At 42.5% G+C, this 23,712-nt stretch carries 21 protein-coding genes and 2 pseudogenes; 3 read left to right on the top strand and 20 right to left on the bottom strand.

The annotated features are described in order from the left end of the window. Positions 1-245: pseudogene (locus BGC07_RS09260) on the bottom strand (DUF2933 domain-containing protein); the annotation flags it as partial. Between the two features lie 226 nt (positions 246-471). Between BGC07_RS09260 and BGC07_RS09255 the strand changes: the two are divergent. Continuing rightward, positions 472-678 (top strand): hypothetical protein, encoded by a 207-nt coding sequence (locus BGC07_RS09255; RefSeq protein ID WP_069312867.1) that lies wholly within the window; start codon positions 472-474, stop codon positions 676-678. A gap of 244 nt (positions 679-922) precedes the next feature. On the opposite strand, the gene BGC07_RS09250 is transcribed toward BGC07_RS09255, so the two are convergent. Then, the gene (locus BGC07_RS09250; protein ID WP_069312866.1) at positions 923-1,696 is read right to left on the bottom strand and encodes a phosphodiester glycosidase family protein; all 774 of its coding nucleotides are present in this window, start codon (positions 1,694-1,696) and stop codon (positions 923-925) included. A gap of 41 nt (positions 1,697-1,737) precedes the next feature. Between BGC07_RS09250 and BGC07_RS09245 the strand changes: the two genes are divergently transcribed. Beyond that, entirely contained in the window at positions 1,738-2,076 is a 339-nt protein-coding gene (locus tag BGC07_RS09245; protein WP_235603062.1) for an acylphosphatase, read from the top strand. Positions 2,077-2,311: 235 nt separating this feature from the next. After that, positions 2,312-2,968, top strand: a complete 657-nt coding sequence (locus BGC07_RS09240; protein ID WP_069312865.1) for a 2OG-Fe dioxygenase family protein — start codon at positions 2,312-2,314, stop codon at positions 2,966-2,968. A gap of 500 nt (positions 2,969-3,468) precedes the next feature. On the opposite strand, the pseudogene BGC07_RS09235 reads toward BGC07_RS09240, so the two are convergent. The 18 genes and pseudogenes from BGC07_RS09235 to ftsL form a co-directional block, all read right to left on the bottom strand. Next, positions 3,469-4,600 (bottom strand): annotated as a pseudogene (locus BGC07_RS09235) (fatty acid desaturase). Between the two features lie 211 nt (positions 4,601-4,811). Beyond that, on the bottom strand, positions 4,812-7,538 hold the full coding sequence (secA, locus tag BGC07_RS09230; RefSeq protein WP_069312864.1) for a preprotein translocase subunit SecA: 2,727 nt from the start codon (positions 7,536-7,538) through the stop codon (positions 4,812-4,814). 136 nt (positions 7,539-7,674) lie between these two features. Continuing rightward, positions 7,675-8,535, bottom strand: a complete 861-nt coding sequence (gene lpxC, locus BGC07_RS09225) for a UDP-3-O-acyl-N-acetylglucosamine deacetylase (protein WP_069312863.1) — start codon at positions 8,533-8,535, stop codon at positions 7,675-7,677. 72 nt (positions 8,536-8,607) lie between these two features. Then, entirely contained in the window at positions 8,608-9,744 is a 1,137-nt protein-coding gene (gene ftsZ / locus BGC07_RS09220; RefSeq protein ID WP_069312862.1) for a cell division protein FtsZ, read from the bottom strand. A 46-nt stretch (positions 9,745-9,790) separates the two neighbouring features. Continuing rightward, positions 9,791-11,026 carry a cell division protein FtsA gene (gene ftsA, locus BGC07_RS09215; protein WP_069312861.1) on the bottom strand — a complete coding sequence of 412 codons (1,236 nt, stop codon included), beginning with the start codon at positions 11,024-11,026 and terminating at the stop codon, positions 9,791-9,793. A gap of 58 nt (positions 11,027-11,084) precedes the next feature. After that, on the bottom strand, positions 11,085-11,819 hold the full coding sequence (locus tag BGC07_RS09210) for a cell division protein FtsQ/DivIB (RefSeq protein WP_069312860.1): 735 nt from the start codon (positions 11,817-11,819) through the stop codon (positions 11,085-11,087). Then, on the bottom strand, positions 11,819-12,793 hold the full coding sequence (locus BGC07_RS09205; protein ID WP_201258135.1) for a D-alanine--D-alanine ligase: 975 nt from the start codon (positions 12,791-12,793) through the stop codon (positions 11,819-11,821). Before BGC07_RS09205 ends, BGC07_RS09210 begins: the two co-directional genes overlap by 1 nt. Before the next feature lie 13 nt (positions 12,794-12,806). After that, on the bottom strand, positions 12,807-14,264 hold the full coding sequence (gene murC, locus BGC07_RS09200; protein WP_069312858.1) for a UDP-N-acetylmuramate--L-alanine ligase: 1,458 nt from the start codon (positions 14,262-14,264) through the stop codon (positions 12,807-12,809). Then, entirely contained in the window at positions 14,239-15,033 is a 795-nt protein-coding gene (murG, locus tag BGC07_RS09195) for an undecaprenyldiphospho-muramoylpentapeptide beta-N-acetylglucosaminyltransferase (RefSeq protein ID WP_268801640.1), read from the bottom strand. Before murG ends, murC begins: the two co-directional genes overlap by 26 nt. Beyond that, entirely contained in the window at positions 14,963-15,340 is a 378-nt protein-coding gene (locus BGC07_RS23235; protein ID WP_268801639.1) for a UDP-N-acetylglucosamine--N-acetylmuramyl-(pentapeptide) pyrophosphoryl-undecaprenol N-acetylglucosamine transferase, read from the bottom strand. Before BGC07_RS23235 ends, murG begins: the two co-directional genes overlap by 71 nt. Next, positions 15,327-16,481: a putative lipid II flippase FtsW gene (gene ftsW / locus BGC07_RS09190; RefSeq protein ID WP_069312857.1), complete on the bottom strand. Its 1,155-nt coding sequence runs from the start codon at positions 16,479-16,481 to the stop codon at positions 15,327-15,329. The genes BGC07_RS23235 and ftsW overlap by 14 nt, the downstream gene beginning before the upstream one ends. After that, positions 16,478-17,821: a UDP-N-acetylmuramoyl-L-alanine--D-glutamate ligase gene (murD, locus tag BGC07_RS09185; RefSeq protein WP_069312856.1), complete on the bottom strand. Its 1,344-nt coding sequence runs from the start codon at positions 17,819-17,821 to the stop codon at positions 16,478-16,480. The genes ftsW and murD overlap by 4 nt, the downstream gene beginning before the upstream one ends. Positions 17,822-17,922: 101 nt before the next feature. Continuing rightward, the gene (gene mraY, locus BGC07_RS09180; protein ID WP_235603059.1) at positions 17,923-18,864 is read right to left on the bottom strand and encodes a phospho-N-acetylmuramoyl-pentapeptide-transferase; all 942 of its coding nucleotides are present in this window, start codon (positions 18,862-18,864) and stop codon (positions 17,923-17,925) included. Continuing rightward, on the bottom strand, positions 18,858-20,228 hold the full coding sequence (locus BGC07_RS09175) for a UDP-N-acetylmuramoyl-tripeptide--D-alanyl-D-alanine ligase (protein ID WP_069312855.1): 1,371 nt from the start codon (positions 20,226-20,228) through the stop codon (positions 18,858-18,860). Before BGC07_RS09175 ends, mraY begins: the two co-directional genes overlap by 7 nt. Further along, positions 20,194-20,907: a Mur ligase family protein gene (locus BGC07_RS23230; protein WP_268801638.1), complete on the bottom strand. Its 714-nt coding sequence runs from the start codon at positions 20,905-20,907 to the stop codon at positions 20,194-20,196. Before BGC07_RS23230 ends, BGC07_RS09175 begins: the two co-directional genes overlap by 35 nt. A gap of 25 nt (positions 20,908-20,932) precedes the next feature. Continuing rightward, a complete protein-coding gene (locus BGC07_RS22185; RefSeq protein WP_268801637.1) occupies positions 20,933-21,715 on the bottom strand; it encodes a Mur ligase family protein in 783 nt (260 codons plus the stop codon). After that, positions 21,666-23,015: a peptidoglycan D,D-transpeptidase FtsI family protein gene (locus tag BGC07_RS09165; RefSeq protein WP_077216835.1), complete on the bottom strand. Its 1,350-nt coding sequence runs from the start codon at positions 23,013-23,015 to the stop codon at positions 21,666-21,668. The genes BGC07_RS22185 and BGC07_RS09165 overlap by 50 nt, the downstream gene beginning before the upstream one ends. Positions 23,016-23,386: 371 nt before the next feature. Next, positions 23,387-23,707, bottom strand: a complete 321-nt coding sequence (gene ftsL / locus BGC07_RS09155; RefSeq protein WP_077216834.1) for a cell division protein FtsL — start codon at positions 23,705-23,707, stop codon at positions 23,387-23,389. Positions 23,708-23,712 lie beyond the last annotated feature (5 nt).

The following is a 23,712-nucleotide window of genomic DNA, read 5'->3' as shown; positions in this document are numbered from 1 at the left end:
AAACAGATAATTAACATAAAACCCAATGGACACAGCGCCAAGGGCAAATAAGGGTAGTCCTGAAACCAACCATTAGAAATATGATTAGCTTTTTCAGCAATAATTGCAAACCCTACAGCGACAAGGCCGACAGCAATTGCACCTGACCAAAACAGTAGCCGCCGGAACCATAACTCAAAAGAGAGCGCTTGCTTAGAGTGCTGATATAAACGCCGATATTGAATAAACTTCTTCCAGCTGTTCATGGTTTGCCTTTTACTGAAATGATTTGTTGCACACCGATAAGTAGGGGCTATTCTAGCACCCTTTACTACGATCGAGTAGAGCCAGCATAACAAAGTTGCCTTAAACCAATTTTAATTTTACTGGTATCGTCTTATCGCTTTGTTACAAAATTTTCATATTGTAGTCATCTTGCTGTCATCAAGGATTTATACAATAAGGCTGTAATATTGCCAAGGAGTACAGTCTATGTATGAAATTCAACAACGTACACATAAGGGTTGGGAAAACGCCTGGGTCAACCATTCAAAACTAGCAAGGCATTATGACAGCAGCCAAAGCGCATTTAGCGCTTTACAAAAGCTGATTACCGAACAAAGTTATGCTGTTTTGTTGGGAGATATTGATGGCTTTTATGCTGAAGATTACCGTGTTAGTCCGGAGTTTTCGTCTTAAAGTGCTATCTTAAACTAAGGCTTGTGAACGCGGAGAGAATCAGCAGGACCGCGATCCCCATATGCCAAGCTTAAAAAATAAGGCTTCCCCAAGTAAACCTCATAATAGCCACTGCATTATTGATCAAACTATAAAAAACGGCTCTCGCACTCTTTAATAACTCAAAGAAAATAACCTATAAACCGATCGCAGGCCCCATAAGCTAGCAGATAGAATTAAATAAAGATAACAGATTTTATAACTTTTAACTCACTCCCTTAAACAGTAGCATGGTTTTAACAGGGGTAGCCTCTGATAGATATACAGGCTTATTTTTATCATTGATCATTAAGGCGCTGGAACTACCGCCATCACAATTCACCGCAAAAGTGATTTTTTCTGCTCCAAAAATCGCTGCATGCTGCGTTAGTAAGTCGGCCAAACGATACAAGTTACTGGCAGAAGATTGCAAAATGATTAAATCACCGTTAGCCGCCTTCGCAAGCACCGTGCGGCGGTGATAGCGCAAGTTAGGCTTCACTGCCACTTTACCATTAGCCACTAAAATCGGCCCTACTTGCAAAGCACTGTAGGCTCCTTGATAACCTTGCGAACGTGTTTTAAGGTCTACTTCCTTTTGTTGATTAACCAAGACTAGCGCCGATAGCAGGCGATTATACTTCATGGCTGAACGGCGTTTTCCTGCAATCATAAGCAAACCATTGGGCTTAAAATTTTCCATAAAGTATCCCGCATTAATCCCTACTACCGCTTTTTGCTGCTTGACCACTTCATTAACCCAATCAATTGAAGCGGCAGGTTGCAAATATAACTGAGATTGATACAAACCTCGCTTTAGAATAACAGCATGAACATTGATAGGTAGCGCCCCAGAAGACCGAACCTCTAATGTTTTTAATACTCCCATTCGTTCTGGAAGATTCACTTGCCGCTTCACCACCACCTGCTGATTTGCGGCAAAGCTCAACCATGGACTTATAAGAAAAACAAAAAACAAACTACGCACTACAACTCTCACAACTTACTCCTACAACAATTCGGCACACCAGATCATAGCATATGCAGCGCTTTAAGAAGATTTATCCTATTCTTGATATTATTAGGGATAATGATCAGGATCGCCTTATGTATCTATGTAAACGCTACGTTGTTTATGGCCAAGTCCAAGGTGTAGGCTTTCGTATGTTTACATTACAGGTTGCAAAAGACCTTAATTTAGCCGGTTGGGTACAAAATCAAGCTACGGGCTCAGTGGAAATCATCGCCTGCGGCCCAGAACAGTCGATGAAAGAGTTTGAAGCTAAAATTGCTATTGGCCCTGATAACGCTAAAGTTGACCGCCTTATTCAAGAAAAATGCGCCGCCCCAAACCTAAATGACTTTATTATCAAAAAATAGTATCACTCACAAATACTGAATTTAAAACAAGCGCCTTAAATCATAAAATTAATGTTGCTTTATAAGCTTATTAACGGTGTACTATAACGCTTAATAAGGAGTAGTTAGTTTTATAAAAATTACATAAAAAATGAGTTATTTGCCTAAAATAGATATTTCAGGTAATAATTTATATGTTAAAAACAATTGTATTTTACCGCATTGCAATATCAAGTTGCTATAACATGGAGTTTTTATGAGCATTAAATCATTGGTAAATCCCATTATAAATCTCTTTAAGTTCAATGAAGATTTTTCCTCTTTAACCAAGTATTTTGAGCAACTTCCTGTAGATCCTTATGTTCCAGGGGGCTATCGTCATCATGGGCTTTCATGCTTTAAATATATCGATCGTAGTCTTTGGGAAAAGCAACCTCATAAATATATCTTCCAAGATGACAAAACTAATCCAGTCGCCGGCGGCATCAAACGACAGTACCCAATTGTCGTTGACAAACTTATTCAAGAGCCAACACTACAACTTGCATTGCAACAATTTTGCGACACTATCAATGCTCAGTTTGGCGACTTAATCGATATCCATATGTTGCGCACAGTGACAACCTCAGAGCAGCTAGGCGAAGCCGCACCTGAGGGCATTCACCGCGATGCGGTTAATCATGTTGGCATCTTCTGTATCAACCGTCACAAAGTCACAGCAGGAGAGACACACATTTATACCGATAAGGCTGGCGCCCGTCCCCCCGTTGTCAGAAAAATCCTTGAGCCTGGAGAAATGTTAATCATCGATGATAATGAAGTTTTTCACTTTACTGATGCAGTAAAACCCACGGATAATGAAGGTTATCGTGATGTTTTTGTCTTTACCCAGTCGACGTTGATGAGTCTTTAAGTTCCAGAGTAATCAATTAAATAATAGAGCAGGCTCTTGGCAATGATCTTATACAAGAGCCTGTTTCATCAAGCCATGCCTACACAGAGCTTGCAATCCAATCCCCTCGATTTCATCTTCGACTTTAATAACCACACGTTTATCATTTTTCTTTACAGCACACCATAATGATTAGAAGTCATTTAAACGGCTGGTTTTCAAATCATTTTCAGCTCATAATTATTTCAGTTAAAGTCATTGTAATAATGAGAAACTTTTAAATTAATAAAATTGTAAACTTTATATGAAAATTTGGTTTGACTGGAAAGCACCATAAACTTAGCAAATATTATAAATATAAAGCCAATTGTAGTGAGATTTCAACTTCCCATGTAATGATAAGAAATCTGCCTGGAACAATCACTAAAAAAGGGTTTAAAAAGACCTTCTAACTATATTTCCCAAGCACTAAAAATTGGGAGAGTTTGGATATACTCCCCCTAAAAAAGTGATAAATCAATCTAAACCGCGAGAGAGTTCATTGTCGCACGCCATAAACGGCGTTCAGCTTTAAACTGCTTTTTGATTAGAACATACTGTTCTTTAAGTTGAGCAATATGAGCAGCAGATAGTTTTTCTTTTTGCGCATTTAAGTGTTCTTGCTTCGCTTTAGCCCATTTTTTAATCGTTTCAAATAATTCTTTATATTGAGCTTCTAAGCTTTTTTCAAGTTCAACAACTTTTGCCATATAGGGTTTTGCTTTAAGTTTTTCTTGTGCTCGCTTGAATTGCATCGACGCACGAGCAGCTTCTATTGTTGGCTTAGGAATACGTTTTAAATCATAGGTCCAACCGATTTTAGAGGCTCAAAAAAATCAACCATTTCGATGGATCATAATCATACCAAAGCACACCATTACGATAATCTCCTGCATATTTATGATGAAAATTGTGATACCCCTCACCAAAAGTGAGTATTGATAATAGTGGATTATCTTTAGCGGTATTCTCATCGCTATAACGCTCTTTCCCCCAAATATGAGCTAACGAGTTAATAAAGAAAGTAAAGTGATGGTTAATTACCAAGCGAAACAAGCCCACTAAAATCAAACAACCACCAATGCTGCCATAAGTCGCACCAATTAACATCGGTAAACCAAAACACATAAAAACAGCAAGTGGCACATAATAACGATGCTGAAAAGCAACAATTTTATCACTTTCTAAATCTTTCACATTTTGAATTCTTGTTTCTTCAGGTGCTGCACGAAACATCCAGCCGATATGGCTATACCAAAAGCCCCGTGTTGCTGCATAAGGGTCTTGCTCTTTGTCATCAACAAAACGATGATGTTTACGGTGATCAGAAGCCCAGACCAATATACTATTTTGTAAAGTCGCTGCACCAAAAAGCATAAAAAATATCTTTAAAAAACTATTTGCCTTATAGGCCCTATGAGACCACAAACGATGATACCCTGCGGTGATAGATAACCCTGTTGCGATAATAAACAGACTAAACCATAACCAGTCCCACATACTAAAGCCGTAGGTAAATGCATAATAGGGAACAAGGATGATCGCAGCGAGTGGCGTTAATGTTAGCACTAGCGTACTCTTCCAATTGATCGGCTGCTTTTGTGATTTATTCATAAATACCTTTGTTTGACGCTCTGCTTAACTCACATTAAGTGTAAGCGACTTTGTGGCTAAATGTATGATTTTAATTAAAAATTAAAATCGGGTCACTATATAAGAGAACCCCATACACACTCACACCCAAAAATCGCCAGTATACCCTAATACAAAGTAAGATCAACACACGTAATAAAAAGGCTTCCGCAGAAGCCTGATTGATATCCCTTTATTCGATACGCCCATGACACTGTTTATATTTTTTACCAGAACCACATGGACAGGCCTGATTACGCCCTACTTTCACACCAGAGCGCACAAAAGGCTTCTGTGCGACCGCTTGATCACCATCACCCTCCGCCATCATCGCCTCTTCAGTATCAAGCTGATCAAAGTCTTCATGTTGGAATTGCATTTGAGTAGGGTTAGTGTGTTGCCACTGCTCTTCCATCGCTGCAACATCATCCGGTGCTTGGACCTGCACCTGACAGAGCGTACTAATCACATCGTATTTCAAATTATCGAGCATATTAGAAAATAGCTCAAAGGCTTCACGTTTATACTCTTGTTTAGGATCTTTTTGAGCATAACCACGCAAATTAATCCCCTGACGCAAATGATCCATCGCAGCCAAATGTTCTTTCCAGTGACTATCCAAAGATTGCAACATCAACATCTTTTCAAATTGACGTAACGTACTCACATCAGTCAGTTCTTCTTTACCAAGCCATGCATCTTTCACAGATTCCTGGATACGCTCGCGCAAAGCTTCTTCGTCTAGATCATCTTCATTATCGAGCCAACCTTGCAAGCTCAGCTTTAAACCAAAATCAGCCTCTAAAAGCTTCTCTAAGCTATCAATTTCCCACTCTTCTTCAAGTGTCTGTGGCTGAATATGCAGAGAAATTGCCTTATCAACCACATCTTGACGCATATCCTCGATAATATCTTTGACCGACTCGCTTTTGAGTAAATCAACACGCTGTGCATAAATCACCTTACGCTGCTCATTGGCCACATCATCATATTCAAGCAATTGCTTACGAATATCGAAGTTACGGCTTTCAACTTTTTTCTGAGCATTAGCAATCGCCTTAGTGACAAAGCGATGCTCAATGGCTTCACCTTCACCCATACCCAAGCGGCGCATCATTCCTGCCATACGATCTGAGGCAAAAATTCGCATCAAATTATCTTCTAAGCACAAATAAAACTGGCTCGAACCAGCATCACCCTGACGACCTGCACGACCACGCAACTGATTATCAATTCGACGTGACTCATGGCGTTCAGTACCAATGACTCGCAAGCCTCCTGCTTTAAGCACAAGGTCATGACGCTTTTGCCATTCTTCTGTTAACTTATCAATCTGACTTTCTGTGGCATTTTCAAGGGCTGCAAGCTGTGCTTTCAAGCTACCCCCTAACACAATATCAGTACCACGACCAGCCATGTTGGTTGCAATCGTCACGCGACCAGGCTCACCGGCATTGGCAATGATTTGGGCTTCTTGGCCGTGGAATTTTGCATTCAAAACAGCATGCTCAATGCGCTCTTTTTTCAACATCGCCGATAGCAATTCTGATGTTTCAATCGATGCAGTACCGACAAGTGCAGGCTGTTTGCGCTTAATACAGTCCTTAATATCTTCAACAATCGCCGCATATTTCTCATCGCTGCTCAAATAAACCAGATCAGACATATCTTTACGGGCAATCGGTTTATTAGTCGGAATCACTGTCACTTCTAAGCTGTAAATTTGGTGAAGCTCAAAGGCTTCAGTATCCGCGGTTCCTGTCATCCCCGATAATTTATTGTACATACGGAAATAATTTTGGAAGGTAATCGAAGCTAAGGTTTGGTTTTCATTCTGAATTTTCACCCCTTCTTTGGCTTCAACGGCTTGGTGTAAACCATCTGACCAACGCCGCCCCGGCATAATACGGCCGGTGTGTTCATCGACGATCACCACCTCACCATCGCTCACAATATAGTCAACATCAACGGCATACATGGTATGTGCACGCAAAGCCGCATTTAAGTGATGCATTAAGCGAATATTACTCGCATCATATAGGCTGCTACCCTCAGCCAAAATACCTTGCTCTAACAGAATTTTCTCAACGGTTTCATGGCCCTGCTCGGTTAAATAGGCCTGTTTTGCTTTTTCATCTAAACTGTAATCGCCCGGGCCGTCTTTTTCAGTTTGAGCCACTAATTTCGGCACGACAGTATTTAATTTTTCATAAAGGTCAGTATGTTCATCAGAAGGACCTGAGATAATCAACGGCGTTCTCGCCTCATCAATTAAAATCGAATCGACTTCATCGACGACTGCATAGTTTAATTCGCGCTGTACTCGCTCTTCTAAGCTAAAAGCCATGTTATCGCGTAGATAATCAAAACCAAACTCATTATTCGTACCATAGGTAATATCGGCATTATAAGCCTGGCGACGCTCATCCGGAGACAAATCGGCAATAATTACTCCAGTGGTCAAGCCTAAAAAACGATAGAGCATACCCATTTCCTCAGCATCACGCTGAGCCAAATAGTCATTGACCGTCACAACGTGAACGCCTTTTCCTGTTAAGGCGTTGAGGTAAACAGCAAGCGTTGCAACCAGGGTTTTACCTTCACCGGTAGCCATCTCTGCCACCTTTCCTGAGTGCAAGACCATGCCACCGAGCAACTGCACATCAAAATGGCGCATCTTTAGAACGCGGACACTCGCCTCACGTACCACAGCAAAGGCTTCAACCAGTAATTTATCTAAGCTTTCACCTTGCTGTATCCGCCCTTTAAATTCATCCGTTTTAGCACGCAACTCTTCATCGCTTAAGCCTTGCATCGCCGGCTCAAGCTGGCCTATCGCCCTTACTGTTTTCGACAGAGCCTTTAAAAAGCGCTGATTCCGACTTCCAAAAATCTGCTGCATGAGCTTACGTGCAATCATGGTATATCTACTTTAAATCCGAATGTTGAATTGGTATTTGATCTTCGCTTAAAATCAGCGTGAACAAACAGTCCTCTAACTAATATGGGCACTTATACTAAATTACAAGGCTGAGGCCTTGCTTAACACAAGCAAATTAAGAGAGCGTGACTTCTTCAAAAGCATCAGGATCTGCAAATAATGCGTGTAATAATTGATTATTCAAAGTATGCCCCGATTTGTAGCCTTCAAACTCCGCCAATAGCGCTCCAGCTAATGACAAGTCGCCCACCGCATCCAGTAACTTATGGCGAACAAATTCATCCTCATAACGTAAGCCATCCTCATTGATAACGCGATCATCATCAATAGCAATAGCATTCTCCAAGCTCGCTCCCTTCGCCAGGTTATTTTTCAATAACCAATCTAATTCCTTGACAAAGCCAAACGTGCGAGCACGTGCCACCTCTTTAATATAACGCGTCTGCGACAGTTCTATGGATACCGCCTGAGGTGTGTTTGCAATAACAGGATGATCATAATGAATGCGATATGAGAGCTTAAAGCCTTCATAAGGTGATAACTTAGCGAATTTATCGCCATCTGTGACTTTGATTTCTTTTTTGACGCGAATATAACGGCGTGGTGCGTCTTGTTCTTCCACACCCGCTGATTCAATTAAAAACACAAACGCACTTGCACTACCGTCCATAATAGGTAGCTCAGCAGTCTCCACATCAACATATAAATTATCAATACCAAGGCCCGACAGCGCTGACATAAGGTGCTCGACAGTATTGACCTCGGTATCACCTCGACTTAGAGTTGTTGCCAACTGCGTTGAAGTCACTTCATTAAAACGCGCTGGCAACTCCACCATAGGTTCACAGTCAACCCGCCTAAACACAATCCCAGTATTCACCGGGGCTGGTTTTAATACAATACTCACCTCACAACCTGTATGTAAACCCACGCCTGTGGCTTTGATTGTATTACGCAAAGTCTGCTGTAGCACCATTTTTACGACACCCTAAGTAACATAATGAGCAGCCATTCTAATATAAAGCACCACCAAAGCAAAACTATCGTATTAATCTACCTGACGACGTAAGAATGCAGGGATATCGAGATAATCTACATCTTGGTTTTGTTGACTTGAAGTTTCCTCACTTTTTTCCTGCTTACGGATCACTTGAGGGCGGTCTAGGCGATTATGATCACGCATGCTCTCCAACACCTTAACCGTCGGCTCTTTTTGCTCAGTAGTACGATCTAAGCCAATACCCGTTGCAACAACCGTCACACGCAAATCTTCGCTCATCTCAGGGTCAATCACAGTGCCGACAACCACCGTCGCCTCTTCAGAAGCAAACTCTTTAATGGCATCGCCGACTTCTTCAAATTCTCCAATTGATAAATCCATCCCTGCCGTAATATTAACCAACAAGCCACGCGCACCCGCCAAATTAATATCTTCAAGTAAAGGACTCTTAATTGCGGCTTCTGCCGCCTCACGTGCACGTGATTCACCTGATGCAGAGCCTGTCCCCATCATTGCCATACCCATCTCAGACATCACTGTACGCACATCGGCAAAGTCAACGTTAATCAAACCACCACGAGTGATCAACTCAGAAATCCCTTGCACCGCACCTAATAACACATTATTCGCTTCTTTAAAGGCATCCAATAAGCTAACACTTTTTCCTAATACGCTTAATAATTTTTCATTAGGGATGGTAATTAATGAATCAACATGCTTAGAAAATTCTTGAATCCCATGCTCAGCCACCTGCATGCGACGACGGCCTTCAAACGGAAACGGCTTAGTCACCACAGCAACCGTTAAAATGCCGAGCTCTTTGGCAATTTCTGCAACCACTGGAGCCGCACCAGTACCGGTACCACCGCCCATGCCGGCAGTGATAAAGAGCATATCCGCCCCTTCTAAAACTTCTTTGATACGCTCACGATCTTCTTCGGCCGCTTGGCGACCTTTGCTTGGATCCGCACCCGCACCTAAACCTTTAGTAACTTCAGTGCCTAATTGCATGATTGTTCGTGCAGCAGAATTTTTAAGGGCTTGTGCATCAGTATTTGCACAAATAAAATCGACACCTTCAATGTTGCCAGCAACCATGTGCTCGACGGCATTACCGCCACCGCCACCAACACCAATCACTTTAATGACAGCCGTTTGTTGTACGCTGTCCATCAATTCAAACATACTCATTCTCCCCCAAAAAAATTATCTCTGTTATTTCAAGCCTAAACTAGAAATGGCCTTGGAACCAACTTTTCATCCGCCGCCAAATATTTACTTTTTCGTTTTGTCCTCTAATGTCAGTATACCCCATAGATCCTTGTTGCTCCTGCGCAGCATAAAGAACCAATCCAACGGCCGTTGAATAAATCGGGTTACGAATAACATCAGCTAAGCCTTGTACATGCTGAGGTAAACCTAAACGAACGGGCATTTCAAAAATTTGTTCGGCCAAATCAACAGCTCCACGAATTTTTGATGTCCCTCCCGTCAACACAATCCCTGCGGTTAATTGATCACATAAGCCACTGCGACGCAGCTCGACATGAATCAAATTAAATAATTCTTCATAACGTGGGCCAATAAACTGAGCAAGATCAGCATAGGTTAAACGTTTACCTGGACGATCACCCACACTCGGCACTTCGATTAAATCATCAGGCATACCTTCTAATACGCCTGTACAACCAAACTCTATTTTAATTTGCTCAGCAAAATGAATTGGTGTACGCAAACCATGAGCCAGATCACTCGTCACCTGATCGCCGGCAATAGGAATCACCGCAGTGTGGCGAATTGCACCATCAATAAACACAGCAATATCGGTTGTACCACCCCCAATATCAACCAAGCAAACACCTAACTCTTTTTCATCTTCTGATAGTACTGCATAACTAGAAGCCAATTGCTCAAGCACAACCGTCTCAGGTTCAACAGCAACACCGCACTGACGAATACACTTCATCACATTTTGAATTGCACTGACCGCTCCGGTGACAATATGAACACGCGACTCTAACCTCACCCCGGCCATACCAATTGGATCATGTACCGCTTCTTGCGCATCAATTAGATAACCTTGTGGCACAACATGCAAGACTTCTTGGTCCCCTGGAATCGCAACAGCTTTAGCACTATCGGTCACCCTTGAGACATCATACTCGGTCACTTCACTGCCACGAATGGCGACAATCCCCGTTGAATTGCGACTGCGAACATGACTTCCTGCAACACCTGCATGCACACTGTCTATGCGCGTGCCGGCCATCAATTCTGCCTCTTCTATGGCATGTTGAATTGCATTGACCGTCGCATCGATATTAACAACGACACCTCGCTTTAAGCCCCGTGAAGGATGCTTGCCAATGCCAACAATTTGCAGCTGGCCATCCAGATTCTCTTCAGCAATCACCGCAACCACTTTAGATGTCCCAACATCCAAGCCCGCTACCAGGTTTTTTTCCAAGTCTTTTAGACATGCACCCTACACTCTCTTAAAATAATATGCTCTCTCCAACCCATCCTTATGCTTGTTGTGTCTGCCACTTCACTGCCATTCCTTTTGTATAGCGCATATCAATATAATTAACCTTTTTCACATTATTCGCAAAAAGCTGTGGAAATACTTCGGCCAACCGTTGTAAACGCAACTGAACATTTCTTTGCCCCAATTTAACAATTGTATTATTGTTGAAGCGTATTGACCACTGCAAACCGTCACTTAAAATAACATTCTTTACTCGCCATGATAACTTTTTCAAAAATGGTGTCGATTGCTCGTAAAAATGGATCACTTTTTGCTCATCGCCTACAGGCGCATTAAATTGCGGCGTATATTTCACCAATATATTTTTATCGCTAATCGGCACCAAGCGGCCATTTGCAGTAAGCAGCTCACTATTCCCCCAACGCCCTAGTATTTTTTGAGGCTCTATTTTTATTATGATCGTGTGAGGCCACACGCGTTTAACGTAAACTTCTTTAACACCTGGAAACTTGAGTACAGTATCTTGTATCTGATCAACATTAATATTAAAAAAGCCGCCATGTACCACGGGCGTAATGGTTTTAATTAAGGTCGACCTAGCAACAAAATTATAATCTCCGACTACTTTTACCGTACGAATAGGCAAAACATCTGGGTTTTGCAATTTAAAGTATCCCCACAAACTCAACAAAACAACAAGCAAAGCAATCAGCCACCAACGCCACTGAAACAAACACGTCAATACCTTTGCCTGCCCTTGAATCTTGCTCATTATTCCGGACTCTCAGTTTCCATACTATCTGCCTGCTGGCCCACCCCCATGCCAGAGTCCGCAACAAGAAAAGTATTCGATAAAATTTCTAAGACTAACTCATCAAAACTTAGGCCTTTTTGTTTCGCTGCCTTAGGCACTAAACTATGGCTGGTCATTCCCGGTGTCGTATTCACCTCTAATAACCAAAACTGGCCTTTATTATCGCGCATAAAATCAACACGCCCCCAGCCCCGACAATCAACCGCCCCAAAAGCCTGCAATGCCATATTTTGAATTAAGCGCTCTGTTGTTTGATCCAAATCACAAGGGCATAAATACTCAGTTTCATCAGAAAGATATTTTGCATTATAATCGTAAAAGTCGTGAGCAGGAGTAATTTTAATTGCCGGTAGCGCTTCATCCACTAAAATACCCACCGTATATTCATCACCACACACCCAACGCTCTACCATCACCTCACCGTATAGGCAGGCTTTATCGTATGCTCGCTGACACTCTTGTTTGTTATCAACACGAGAAACTCCGATGGTTGAACCATCATTGACCGGCTTCACTGCAACAGGCCCATTAATGCTTTCAAAATATTGCTCTAGCTTCTCAACCGAATTGACAACATATGCCTCAGGCGTTGGCAAGCCTATTGCAGACCACACCTGTTTAGTGCGCATTTTATCCATAGATAAGGCTGAACCTAAAATACCACTTCCCGTATAAGGCAAGCCTAAAATTTCAAGAAAGGCTTGAATCTGACCATCTTCACCACCACGACCATGCAAAATATTAAACGCTCGATCAAAACCCGCTGTTTTTAATTGGTCAAAACCATCTTCAGCCGGATCAACGACATGTGCATCCACCCCCTGACGGAGCAATGCTGCCAATACATTGCCTCCAGAGTCTAGAGAAACTTCACGTTCGGCAGAGGCTCCACCCATCAATACGGCGACCTTTCCCCATTGCTGACTTATCATTGTACTCTCCTGCCTAAGATGCTGCACCAGCGAGTTCATTGTAGGCAAAACCCAGTTTATTATTTACAAACCGCTGCACCACGCCACCGATGCCGCCCGCCCCTTGTAATAATAAGATATCTTGGTCTGCTAATAGTGTTCGCAAGGTGTGTTCTAACTGTGCTTCACTGCGCACAAAAACAGCGTTCACCCCTTTTTTTTGAATACTTTTAAATAAAGCGGACGCTGTTGCACCTTGAATCGGTGCCTCTCCTGCTGCATGCACCTCCATAAGCACGACAACATCACTCTCTTTCAAGGCTTCTACAAACTCATTAAATAAGTCGCGTGTTCGTGTATAACGATGCGGCTGAAAGACGTGCACAATACGCTTACTTGGCCAAGCATCACGTGCCGCTTGCAAAGTCATCTTAATTTCACAGGGATGATGGCCATAATCATCAACCAATGTCACCTGTCCAGCCGGAATATCAAAGGGTCCATACACCTGAAAGCGACGCCCCACCCCAGCAAATTGCTCTAAAGCACGTTTAATTGCCGTGACACCGACGCCACAATCCAACGCTACAGCAACCGCAGCAACCGCATTTTGCACATTATGAAGCCCTGGCAAATTAAGCGCTAGCTTGAGCTCAGTTTGATCTGGCAATAATAAACGAAAATGGCTGGTTAAACCCGTTTGATAAAAATCAGCAATGCGATAATCCGCATCTTCATGAAAACCATAAGTCACGGTCGGACAGCTAATATGCCCTAATAACTCTCTAACCCCCAAATCATCGACGCACAACACAGCCAAACCATAAAATGGCAAGTTATGGACAAACTCTAAAAATGTTTGTTTTAAATTAGCAAGTTCACCTTGATAGGTTGTCATATGATCTTCATCGATATTCGTCACAACTGCAATCGTTGGATTTAAATGTAAAAACGAAGCATCGCTTTCATCAGCTTCGGCGATAAAATAACGCCCTGAACCCAACACGGCATTCGCCCCAGCACTATTTAATTGACCTCCAATCACAAAGGTTGGGTTTAACCCCCCTTCACTTAAAATACTCGCAATTAAACTTGTCGTCGTTGTTTTACCATGCGTTCCTGCAATCGCCACACCTTGACTAAAACGCATGAGCTCTGCCAGCATTTGCGCGCGGCCGACTACAGGAATATGCAACTGATGAGCTAAAACAACTTCGGGATTATCTTCAGCCACAGCGCTTGAAACCACCACCACATCGGCTCCCTCAACATTGCTTGCTCGATGACCCAGAAAAATTTCAACGCCCAGCATACTCAAACGCTGTGTTAAGGTATTTTCTACAATATCTGACCCTGTAATCACATACCCTTGGCTATATAATACCTCGGCAATTCCAGCCATTCCCACACCACCGATACCAATAAAATGAATACGACGAATACGGCGCATCGCTAAGTGGTGCGGGTTACTTTCTTCTATCACTTTTCTCATTTATCATCTCCACACAAGCACAAACAACACTTTCTGTTGCTTTGGGCCGACTACGTTGACGTGCCTTTTGAGCCATTTCCAATAAGTATGTACGCGACTGACACAAATTACTCAATATATCAAACAAGCCTTGCACGCTTAGTTCGGACTCCAACACCATACGTGCAGCGCCACTTTCAACCAGGCTTTCAGCATTTTTGCGCTGGTGATCATCAACAGCGTAAGGAAATGGAATAAACAGTGCAGCCACCCCTGCCGCAGTAATCTCGGCTACGGTAAGCGCGCCCGAGCGACAAATCACCAAATCCGCCCAACGATACGCATCAGCCATGTCTTTAATAAATGGCTGTACCTTCGCATTAATATTGGCTTCATCATACGCATTTTGTACAGCAGCCACATTATCTTTGCCGGTTTGATGATGAACAATGACCTGCTCTTTTAAGCCCAACAGTGCTTTGGGCAATACTTCATTTAACGTACGCGCACCTAAGCTGCCACCGACAACCAAAATGTTTAATCGCCCATGACGCTCACCATAGCGCTTTTCAGGAGAAGCTATCTCTACAATTTCTCGGCGAATCGGATTGCCAACATACACGGCCCCTTGCTTTGTTAACACATCAGGGAACCCTGTCAGCGAGCGCTTAGAAAAACGCGCAAGGATTTTATTGGTCACGCCTGGAATCGAATTTTGTTCATGAATCAACAATGGCACTCGACGTAACCAAGCAGCTAACCCTCCAGGTCCAGCGGCAAAACCTCCCATACCAACAACTAAAGCGGGCTTTAGTTTTTTTCATCAGTCGCAATGCTTGCCATGTCGCTAATAACAAGCCAAAAATACCTTTTAACTTACCCAACACCCCCTTGCCGCGTATACCACGTACATGCAAACAGTGCAGCTTTATCCCTGCTTCAGGCACAATATCCGCTTCAATCCGAGTCGCAGTTCCCAACCATTGAACCGCGTAGCCTCGCTCTTGCAAAACCTTCGCGGTTTCAAGCGCCGGAAAAACATGCCCACCCGTTCCCCCTGCCATCATCAACACCATAGGAGCGTTATTTCGATCCATGAACTCCTCCTCTTTGCTGTAATTGTAATTTGTTTTGTATATCGATACGTAACAACAGCCCCAAAGCCAAGCAATTAATCACTAAACTACTGCCACCAAAACTCATCAAGGGTAAAGTTAACCCCTTAGTCGGCAATAATCCCGTATTTACCCCCAAATTAATAATGGCCTGTAAGCCTACCCAAAAACTTACTCCATAAGCAAGATAAGCATCGAATTTCTGCTGCAAATATTCAGCTTGGCGCGCGATCAATAAGCCACGAAAAACCAATAAGGCAAATAGACCAACAACAACCATCACTCCGATAAAACCTAACTCCTCACCAATAATGGCAACAAGAAAATCAGTATGCGCTTCAGGCAAATAAAAAAGCTTCTGCACACTATCACCCAAACCCACACCAAACCAACCACCACGGCCAAATGCAATCAAAGACTGGGTCAGCTGATAGCCAGTATTAAATTGGTCCGCCCAAGGGTTTAAAAAAGAAGTCAATCGCGCAAGCCGATAAGGCGCTGCTACCATCACCAAGCTAAAACCGATCGCCACAATAACAAAAATCACCACAAAACGTCGCAAAGGTACTTTAGCCATAAAAAGCATGACAAACACTGTGGCGGCTAATACGACCAAGGCACCAAAATCCGGCTGCAATAATAAAAACACAGCAATGACACCAATCAACGCTAACGGCTTTAAAAAACCAACCAAAGTTTCTTGCACCGCTTGTTCATGACGCACTAAATAATCGGCCACATAAACAATCATACAAAACTTAATCAACTCAGAAACCTGCAGAGAGATTGGCCCTAAATGTAGCCACCGCGTGCTACCATTCACCTCTCTACCCACCCCGGGCAGCAATACAATAACCAGCAAGCCAATCCCTAAAAATAACAAAGGCAACGCAAGTTTTCGCCAAAGCTCGGTGTTTAAACACACCATAAAAAGCATCACGCCACAACCTAAGGCGACATAAATGCCCTGACGAATTAGAAAATGAAAAGGTGCATCATAATTACTTTGTGCCACCACCATCGAGGCAGAGCCGACCATAACAAGGCCCAACCCCAATAAGCTTAAAATTGCAATAATTAAAAGCCCGTCTAAGCGCAGACCCACCAAAGTGCGCCCTGTCATAATAACTGCCTTTTTACTTCCCGAATAAATGCCTCACCACGCGCTTCAAAATTCTCAAACATATCAAAGCTTGCACAAGCCGGAGCAAATAACACGCTGTCCTTCATTTGTGCGACTTTTGCCGCAGCAGATACAGCTGCCGCCAAACTCTCTACACGAATAACTGGCGCAAATCGACTTAGGCTTAACTGTAAACGCTCAGCATCCTCGCCAAACACAATGACGGTTCTCACAAACCCTTTCACACTTTCTTGTAAACTATCAAAATCAGCATTTTTTCCTTGCCCACCCGCAAGAAAGATTACTTTGTTTTTTGTTTGCTGACCGACACTGCAAATAGAGGCAGCGGCAGCACCAACATTCGTTGCCTTAGAATCATTAAACCACCGAATGTGTTTAATCTCCTGAACAAGCTCACAACGATGAGGCAAGCCAGTAAACTCACAAATCACCTTTTTAGTAATACTTAAAGAAAACCCTAATAGCTGGCTCATTGCCAAAACAGCTAACGCATTATCAAAATGATGCTGCCCACTTAAAGTCAATTCTTTTGTCGCTAAAACTCTTTCCTCACCATTACACAGCCAAAACTCTAAACCTGCTTGCAAAAGCCCCCAATGCTTACGAGCCGATAAGCTTAAACCTGAACTTAGTCCACCAAAAGTAACTAATGTAGATGTATCGCTAAAACTCAGCCAGTCTTCATTAATATGGTGCAGCTGATATTTTGAATTTAAAAAAACACGCGCCTTTGTTTGCTGATAAGAAGAAAAGTCATGATAACGATCCATATGATCAGGCGAGGTATTTAATAAAGCAGCAACCTCTGGCTTTAAACTAGAGGTTGTTTCCAACTGAAAGCTCGATAATTCTAAAATATAAAGCTCGACCTCATCATTTAACAGCTCAAGAATCGGCGTCCCCAAATTCCCGCCTACAGCAACACGAACACCTGCCTGCTCGGCAACTTTTCCAAGCAAGCTTGTCACACTGCTTTTACCATTTGAGCCCGTAATTGCAACAACCGGCGCTTTAACATAACGAGCAAATAATTCTATATCCCCTATAAATTTCTCATTATTAATTAGCAATGGCTGCAACAACGGGTCATTTATCGCTAAACCCGGGCTAATCACCATACCAACAAACTTTCGCTCTAATAAATCATCAGGCCAATCACCGCAATAACACTCAACATCTGGATAACACTCTTGCAATTTTTCTAAATAAGGCGGGTTTTTGCGTGTATCAATCACACATACCGTTTGCCCCTGCTTCTTTAAAAAATTTACACAAGACCAACCTGTTTTACCCAAACCGATCACAAGAGTAGACCGCATATCAACCTCTTAAAAATAAACTCGCTAAGCCAATAAACACCAAAATCACCGTAATTAAGCCAAATCGCCACATTACTTGCGTTTCAGGCCAACCTTTTTTTTCAAAATGGTGATGCAGCGGTGCCATCAAAAAAAGTGCGCTTGCCGCCGGAATATTTAAAATACCCCACCTGTAAAATCACAGACACTGTTTCAGCCACAAAAATTCCACCCATAATCACCAGCAATAATTCTTGCTGTAACAATACAGCAACCACGCCTAACGCCGCCCCCAATGCAAGAGAGCCGACATCTCCCATAAAAACGCGCGCAGGGTAGATATTAAACCACAGAAAGCCCAAGCCAGCACCGACAATTGCTAAACAAAAAATAACAACTTCAGAGCCTCCTTGCACATAAGGAATACCGAACTGCAAAGCCCACATCGAATTTTGACTCACAACCGCAATTGCAGCAAAAGCCGCGGCAACAAGAATCACACAAAATGTCGCCAAACCATCCAAGCCATCAGTTAAATTGACCGCATTACTCGAGCCAACAATGGCAAAATAAGCGAGCAAAATTGCGCCTAAGCCTAGATTAATCCCCACTCCTTTTAAAAAAGGCAGCCATAGAACCTGCTCATGTAGCATTAATACGGCAAACAGTGCGGCAACTAGGCCAATGACAGATTGCCAAAAATATTTCCAACGCGCCGCAAGACCTTTTGGGTTTTTAAAAATAAGTTTACGGGCATCATCGACCAAACCTATACAACCAAAGCCAAGCATCACGACCAATGCAACCCAAAGGTATTGACTCTGCCAATCACCCCATAACAAACAACTAATCAACACACCCAATAAAATCAACACGCCACCCATCGTTGGCGTCCCTGTTTTACTCAAATGTGATTCCGGCCCATCATCCCGAACAACTTGGCCCAGCTTATAACGTTGCAAACGGCGAATACACCAAGGTGCTGTCAATAAAATAATGATTAACGGGGTAATAAGCGCAAAAAAAGAGCGCCACATTAAATCCATAGCAAGAAAAGCTAACATAAAACATCCTCATTATGTTGTTGTAACGCCTTGACAATGCTTTCCATTTGCATAGCACGCGCCCCTTTTACAAGCATAGTGACCGGCGACTCACCAACACTCTCTTTTAATACGTCAACTAAGTCGTTTTTATTGGCAAAGTGCCGTGAATTTACACCAAACGCTTGCGCCGCATAATGCATTTTTTCACCAACAGTATACAGCTGCTCAATCCCTAGCTCACGTGCAGCTTGACCCACTTGACGATGATAACTAATTTCATCCGCTCCCAACTCACCCATATCTCCAAGCACAGCAATACGCTGACCCGAAAATGCTGCTAAAACTTCCAACGCACTTAACACGGCATTTACGCTTGCATTATAAGTATCATCAATCAATCGAACTCCTGCAACTGTAGGCATCAGCGATAGTCGCCCCGGCTCAGGCTTCACCTGGGCTAGACCATTGATTATATGTTTATAATTTATTTTTAACGCAACCGCCGCGGTGACCGCTGCCAAAGCATTTTTAACATTATGCACACCTAATAAAGGCAATATCACAGCAAAACACTCAGAGAAAATGTGTAATGTAAATGAACTCCCCTCGCCTGTCATTTGGATATCAGTTGCATAAATATCAGCACTTTCATCAAGGCCAAAACTTAAATAATTCACACATTCTGACTCTAATTGCTGTTGCCAAAATGCATAAAATTTATCGTCTTTATTTAAAACCGCTGTGCCTTTTTTAGCTTTTAGACCTTGGAAAATTTCTGCTTTTGCTCGAGCGACGCCGTCAATTGAACCAAAACCTTCTAAATGACTCGCACCGGCATTAGTCAATACCGCAACATCAGGCTGAGTTAAACCTACGGTATAGGCAATTTCACCGGCATGATTCGCACCTAATTCTAACACTGCATAATCATCATCTGATCGCAAGCGCATTAAGGTTAACGGCACCCCCCAGTGATTATTATAATTTTTTGTCGGCAATAATGTTTGAGCTGCGCCTTGCAAAATAGCATGTAAAATATTACGTGTTGTCGTTTTTCCAGCACTACCAGTAATTGCAGCAATCTTTAAATCAAACTGCTCCCGCCAAACTTTCGCCATTTGCCCCAAGGCTATTGTTGTATCTTTCACTTTCATATGGGGAATGTTGATATTGACTGTTTTTTCGCTGACAATCACTGCCGCTGCACCCTGTGCAACAGCTTCATCAATAAAATCATGACCATCTAAGCGCTCTCCTTTTAAGGCGATATAGGTATCACCCTTCATTAAAGTGCGCGTATCATGAGATATTGTCTGAACAGCTACATCAGGCCCAATATATTCGGCATCAATCGCATAGGCTAACTGTTGTAAGGTTTTCATTGTTTTTCTCCATTATATTTTTAATTTTATCAATATCTGAAAAATAATAACGCTGACCGCGGATTTCTTGGTAATCTTCATGACCTTTACCTGCAATCAGTAATATATCTCCTCGCTTTAACACGGAAAAAGCCTGATTAATGGCCTGATCACGCTGAACAATAATCTCAATATCAGCACCAAACTCGACCCCTGCATTAATATCACTAATAATCGCCACAGGATCTTCATCTCGCGGATTATCACTGGTTAAAATTACTTTGTCTGCAATTTTCGATGCAATATTTCCCATGATAGTTCTTTTTTGTTGATCTCGATTGCCCCCGCAACCAAACACACAAATTAACCGATCAGTAGTAATTTTCTTTAGCGTTAATAGCACTTGCTTTAATGCATCCGGCGTATGCGCATAATCAACAACCACCAATGATGCTTGATAATAAAATGTCTGCAAGCGCCCGACTGGTGGAGTAATTTGCTTTAATAAAGGCAATATTTCACCTAAACTTACCCCTCTAACACCCAAGGCAGAAATTACCGCAAGCAGGTTCAGCGCATTAAACTCGCCCAACAATGGCGCTTCTAATGTCCCCTCACCCCAAGGAGTTACTAATTTTCCGCGCATGCCAGTCATGCTAAATACAGGGTTAATTAGCTGTACATCGGCATTCGAACTCAAACCATAACTAATAATATTTAAGTGTTTAGCCGCTTGTTTTTTTCAGACTAGAACAAAAACTATCATCATTATTAATAATTAAATTTTTCAAGCCCGGCTGATTGATCAACTTTGCTTTTGCCGCCGCATAATTTTCCATGGTTCTATGATAATCAAGGTGATCTTGGGTTAAATTGGTATACACCGCAGTATCAATTTTCACAGCACTCAGCCGATCTTGCACTAAACTGTGCGAAGACACCTCCATTGCCACATCCGTTATTTGTTGGCTGCTAAATTGGTGCAATAAACGCTGTAACTCAATAGGGCCGGGCGTCGTGTTCTGGTTTTTCTGCAAATCACCATACTCTCCAGCTCCGTTAGTTCCAATCAATGCGGTCAGCTTTCCCAATTGAGTTAATAGCTGTGCATATAAATACGAGACCGACGTTTTACCATTAGTCCCCGTCACTCCCAGCATCTCCAACTGATTTGCCGGACAGCCATAAAACAATCCGGCCAATTCACTAACCTGCTCACGCAGGTTATCAATCGCAACGGCTGTTACCGTGAAACTTTCTGAAACAACGCTGAAATCCTCAGCACATTTTGCCTCATAAAGAATAATAGACGCACCACGCTCGCAAGCCTGCCTTATATAACGACGACCATCGGTACTCTCACCAGGATAAGCACAAAAAATAGCCCCAACACTGACATCACGACTGTCATCGGTCATTACTGTAATTGATTTATAGTCAATATGTTCCGCATCAATCTTAAGATGATCGATTAGCTTTTTTATATTCTCTAATTTTGTATCCATCATTATTATTATCCGGCTCCACACCCAAAACATGTAGCGACCGCTTTGCAATCGTTGCAAACACAGGCGCAGCAATTTCCCCACCATAATACCGATCACCGCGTGGGTCATGAATCACAACAACCACGACCAATCTTGGTTGATTCACCGGCACGATGCCGGCAAACAGCGCGGTATAACGATCCAAGTCATAGCCTTTTTTACTAACCATACGCACCGTCCCCGTTTTACCGGCCACGCGAAATCCCGGTATCATAGCGCGATGCCCCGTTCCTGTTGGACTCACAACCGTTTCTAGCATTTTGACTACATCAACAGCGATATCAGCATCTAAGACTCGTTGCCCTTGTGCCTGCCCCTCCACAATACGAACAGGATAGCGCACCCCTTCTGCGGCTAAGACCGCATAGGCCTGAGCCAGTTGTAATGTTGTTGCCGCTAAGCCATAGCCAAAACCAAGGGAAGCCGCTTTCGCTTGGGTTAATCGCCCTTCACCACTAATGACGCCCGAGCGCTCACCCGGCAAACCACTAAAACTCACCTCGCCAAAACCAAAGCGGGAAAGAAAATACTTAAACTCCAACGCGGGCAATTGCATCATCATCTTAGCAATGCCGACATTACTCGATTTTTTTAAAACATCTGCTATAGCCAGCTCACCATAATTTCTTGCATCATGGATTTTACGACCATCGATATTTAACCAACCTGGAGCGGTATTAATCGTATCGTTCTTTTGAAATTTCCCAGAAGATAAAGCATAGGCAATTGTAAACGGTTTCATTACAGAACCCGGCTCAAATACATCAGTCACCGCACGATTGCGAATCAGTTCCGGAGCCAAATTACTACGATTATTTGGGTTAAAAGAAGGATGGTTGGCTATAGCCAGTATTTCACTGTTTTTCGCATCAAGCACAACAATAGAACCAGAACGTGCTTGGTAATTATAAATAGCTCCAATAAGCGCAGTGTGTGCGATGTGCTGAATGCGCCGATCAATACTCAAGGCTAAACCTTTGCCATATTGACTACCTGTTTTTTGTACCAAAACATCGATAATATCACCACGACGATCATGGCGAATATTTTTCTTTTGACTCACCCCAACCAACCAATCATTATAGGCTAGCTCCACACCTTCTTGGCCTTGCTCATCAATGTTAGTTAAACCCACCAAAGGAGCTAACATTGCTCCATCAGGATAAAAACGACGATAATACTGCCCAATATAAACACCTGGCAAATCGAGAGACTTCACTTGTATTGCGATAGTAGGTAACACAGAACGCTTCAAGTACATAAACTGTCTATTTTTATATTTTTCCAACTTTTTGTTATTTTTTAAAATCTAAATCTAATAAACTCTCTAGATTTTTTTTCTTCATTTTTTATCTAATATAAACTTTTTAGGGTTAATAAAAACAGAATATATCGGCGCGGAAATCGCCAAAGGCTCGCCATGGCGATCAAAGATACTACCACGTACGGCTGGCAATAATATATTTCTCGTTGAGCGCTCTTGGCTGTGCTGCTTTAAAAAATTATGTTTGACAACTTGCAGATAAAAAAAGCACGAGCACAAAAAGCAAGAATTAAAGTAAAAAAAATTAAAAAAAATAATCCATAATCGATAACTTAATCGACTTTTCCCAGGTTCTTGCCGGGATATCATTAAGAAGGCAACGTAATTAGCTGAGGCGAATCAGGTTGAATCATGCCCAATTTATCCTTTGCTTCAGCTTCTATTCTCCCATAGGATGTCCAGGTACTTTCCTCTAATAAAAGCTGTGTCCACTCTGTATACAGCGCACTTTGCTCTTTGGTCAACTTTTGCAAATGGACAAATAACACTCGCCCTTCATCTCGAACATAAACAACAGCCAGCGCACTAAACAAGTTCAATAGTGCGCATAGCATAATAATCCATGCAGCACGCCGACAAAATGTCTCGCGAATAACACCCAGCACACTCCAATCGATAAAAGAACCCATCTACC

Origin of the sequence: Piscirickettsia litoralis, from assembly GCF_001720395.1 — a bacterium.
GTDB lineage: Bacteria > Pseudomonadota > Gammaproteobacteria > Piscirickettsiales > Piscirickettsiaceae > Piscirickettsia > Piscirickettsia litoralis.
The sequence above is the reverse complement of the archived record's forward strand: the minus strand, read 5'-3'. Positions and strand labels throughout refer to the sequence as shown.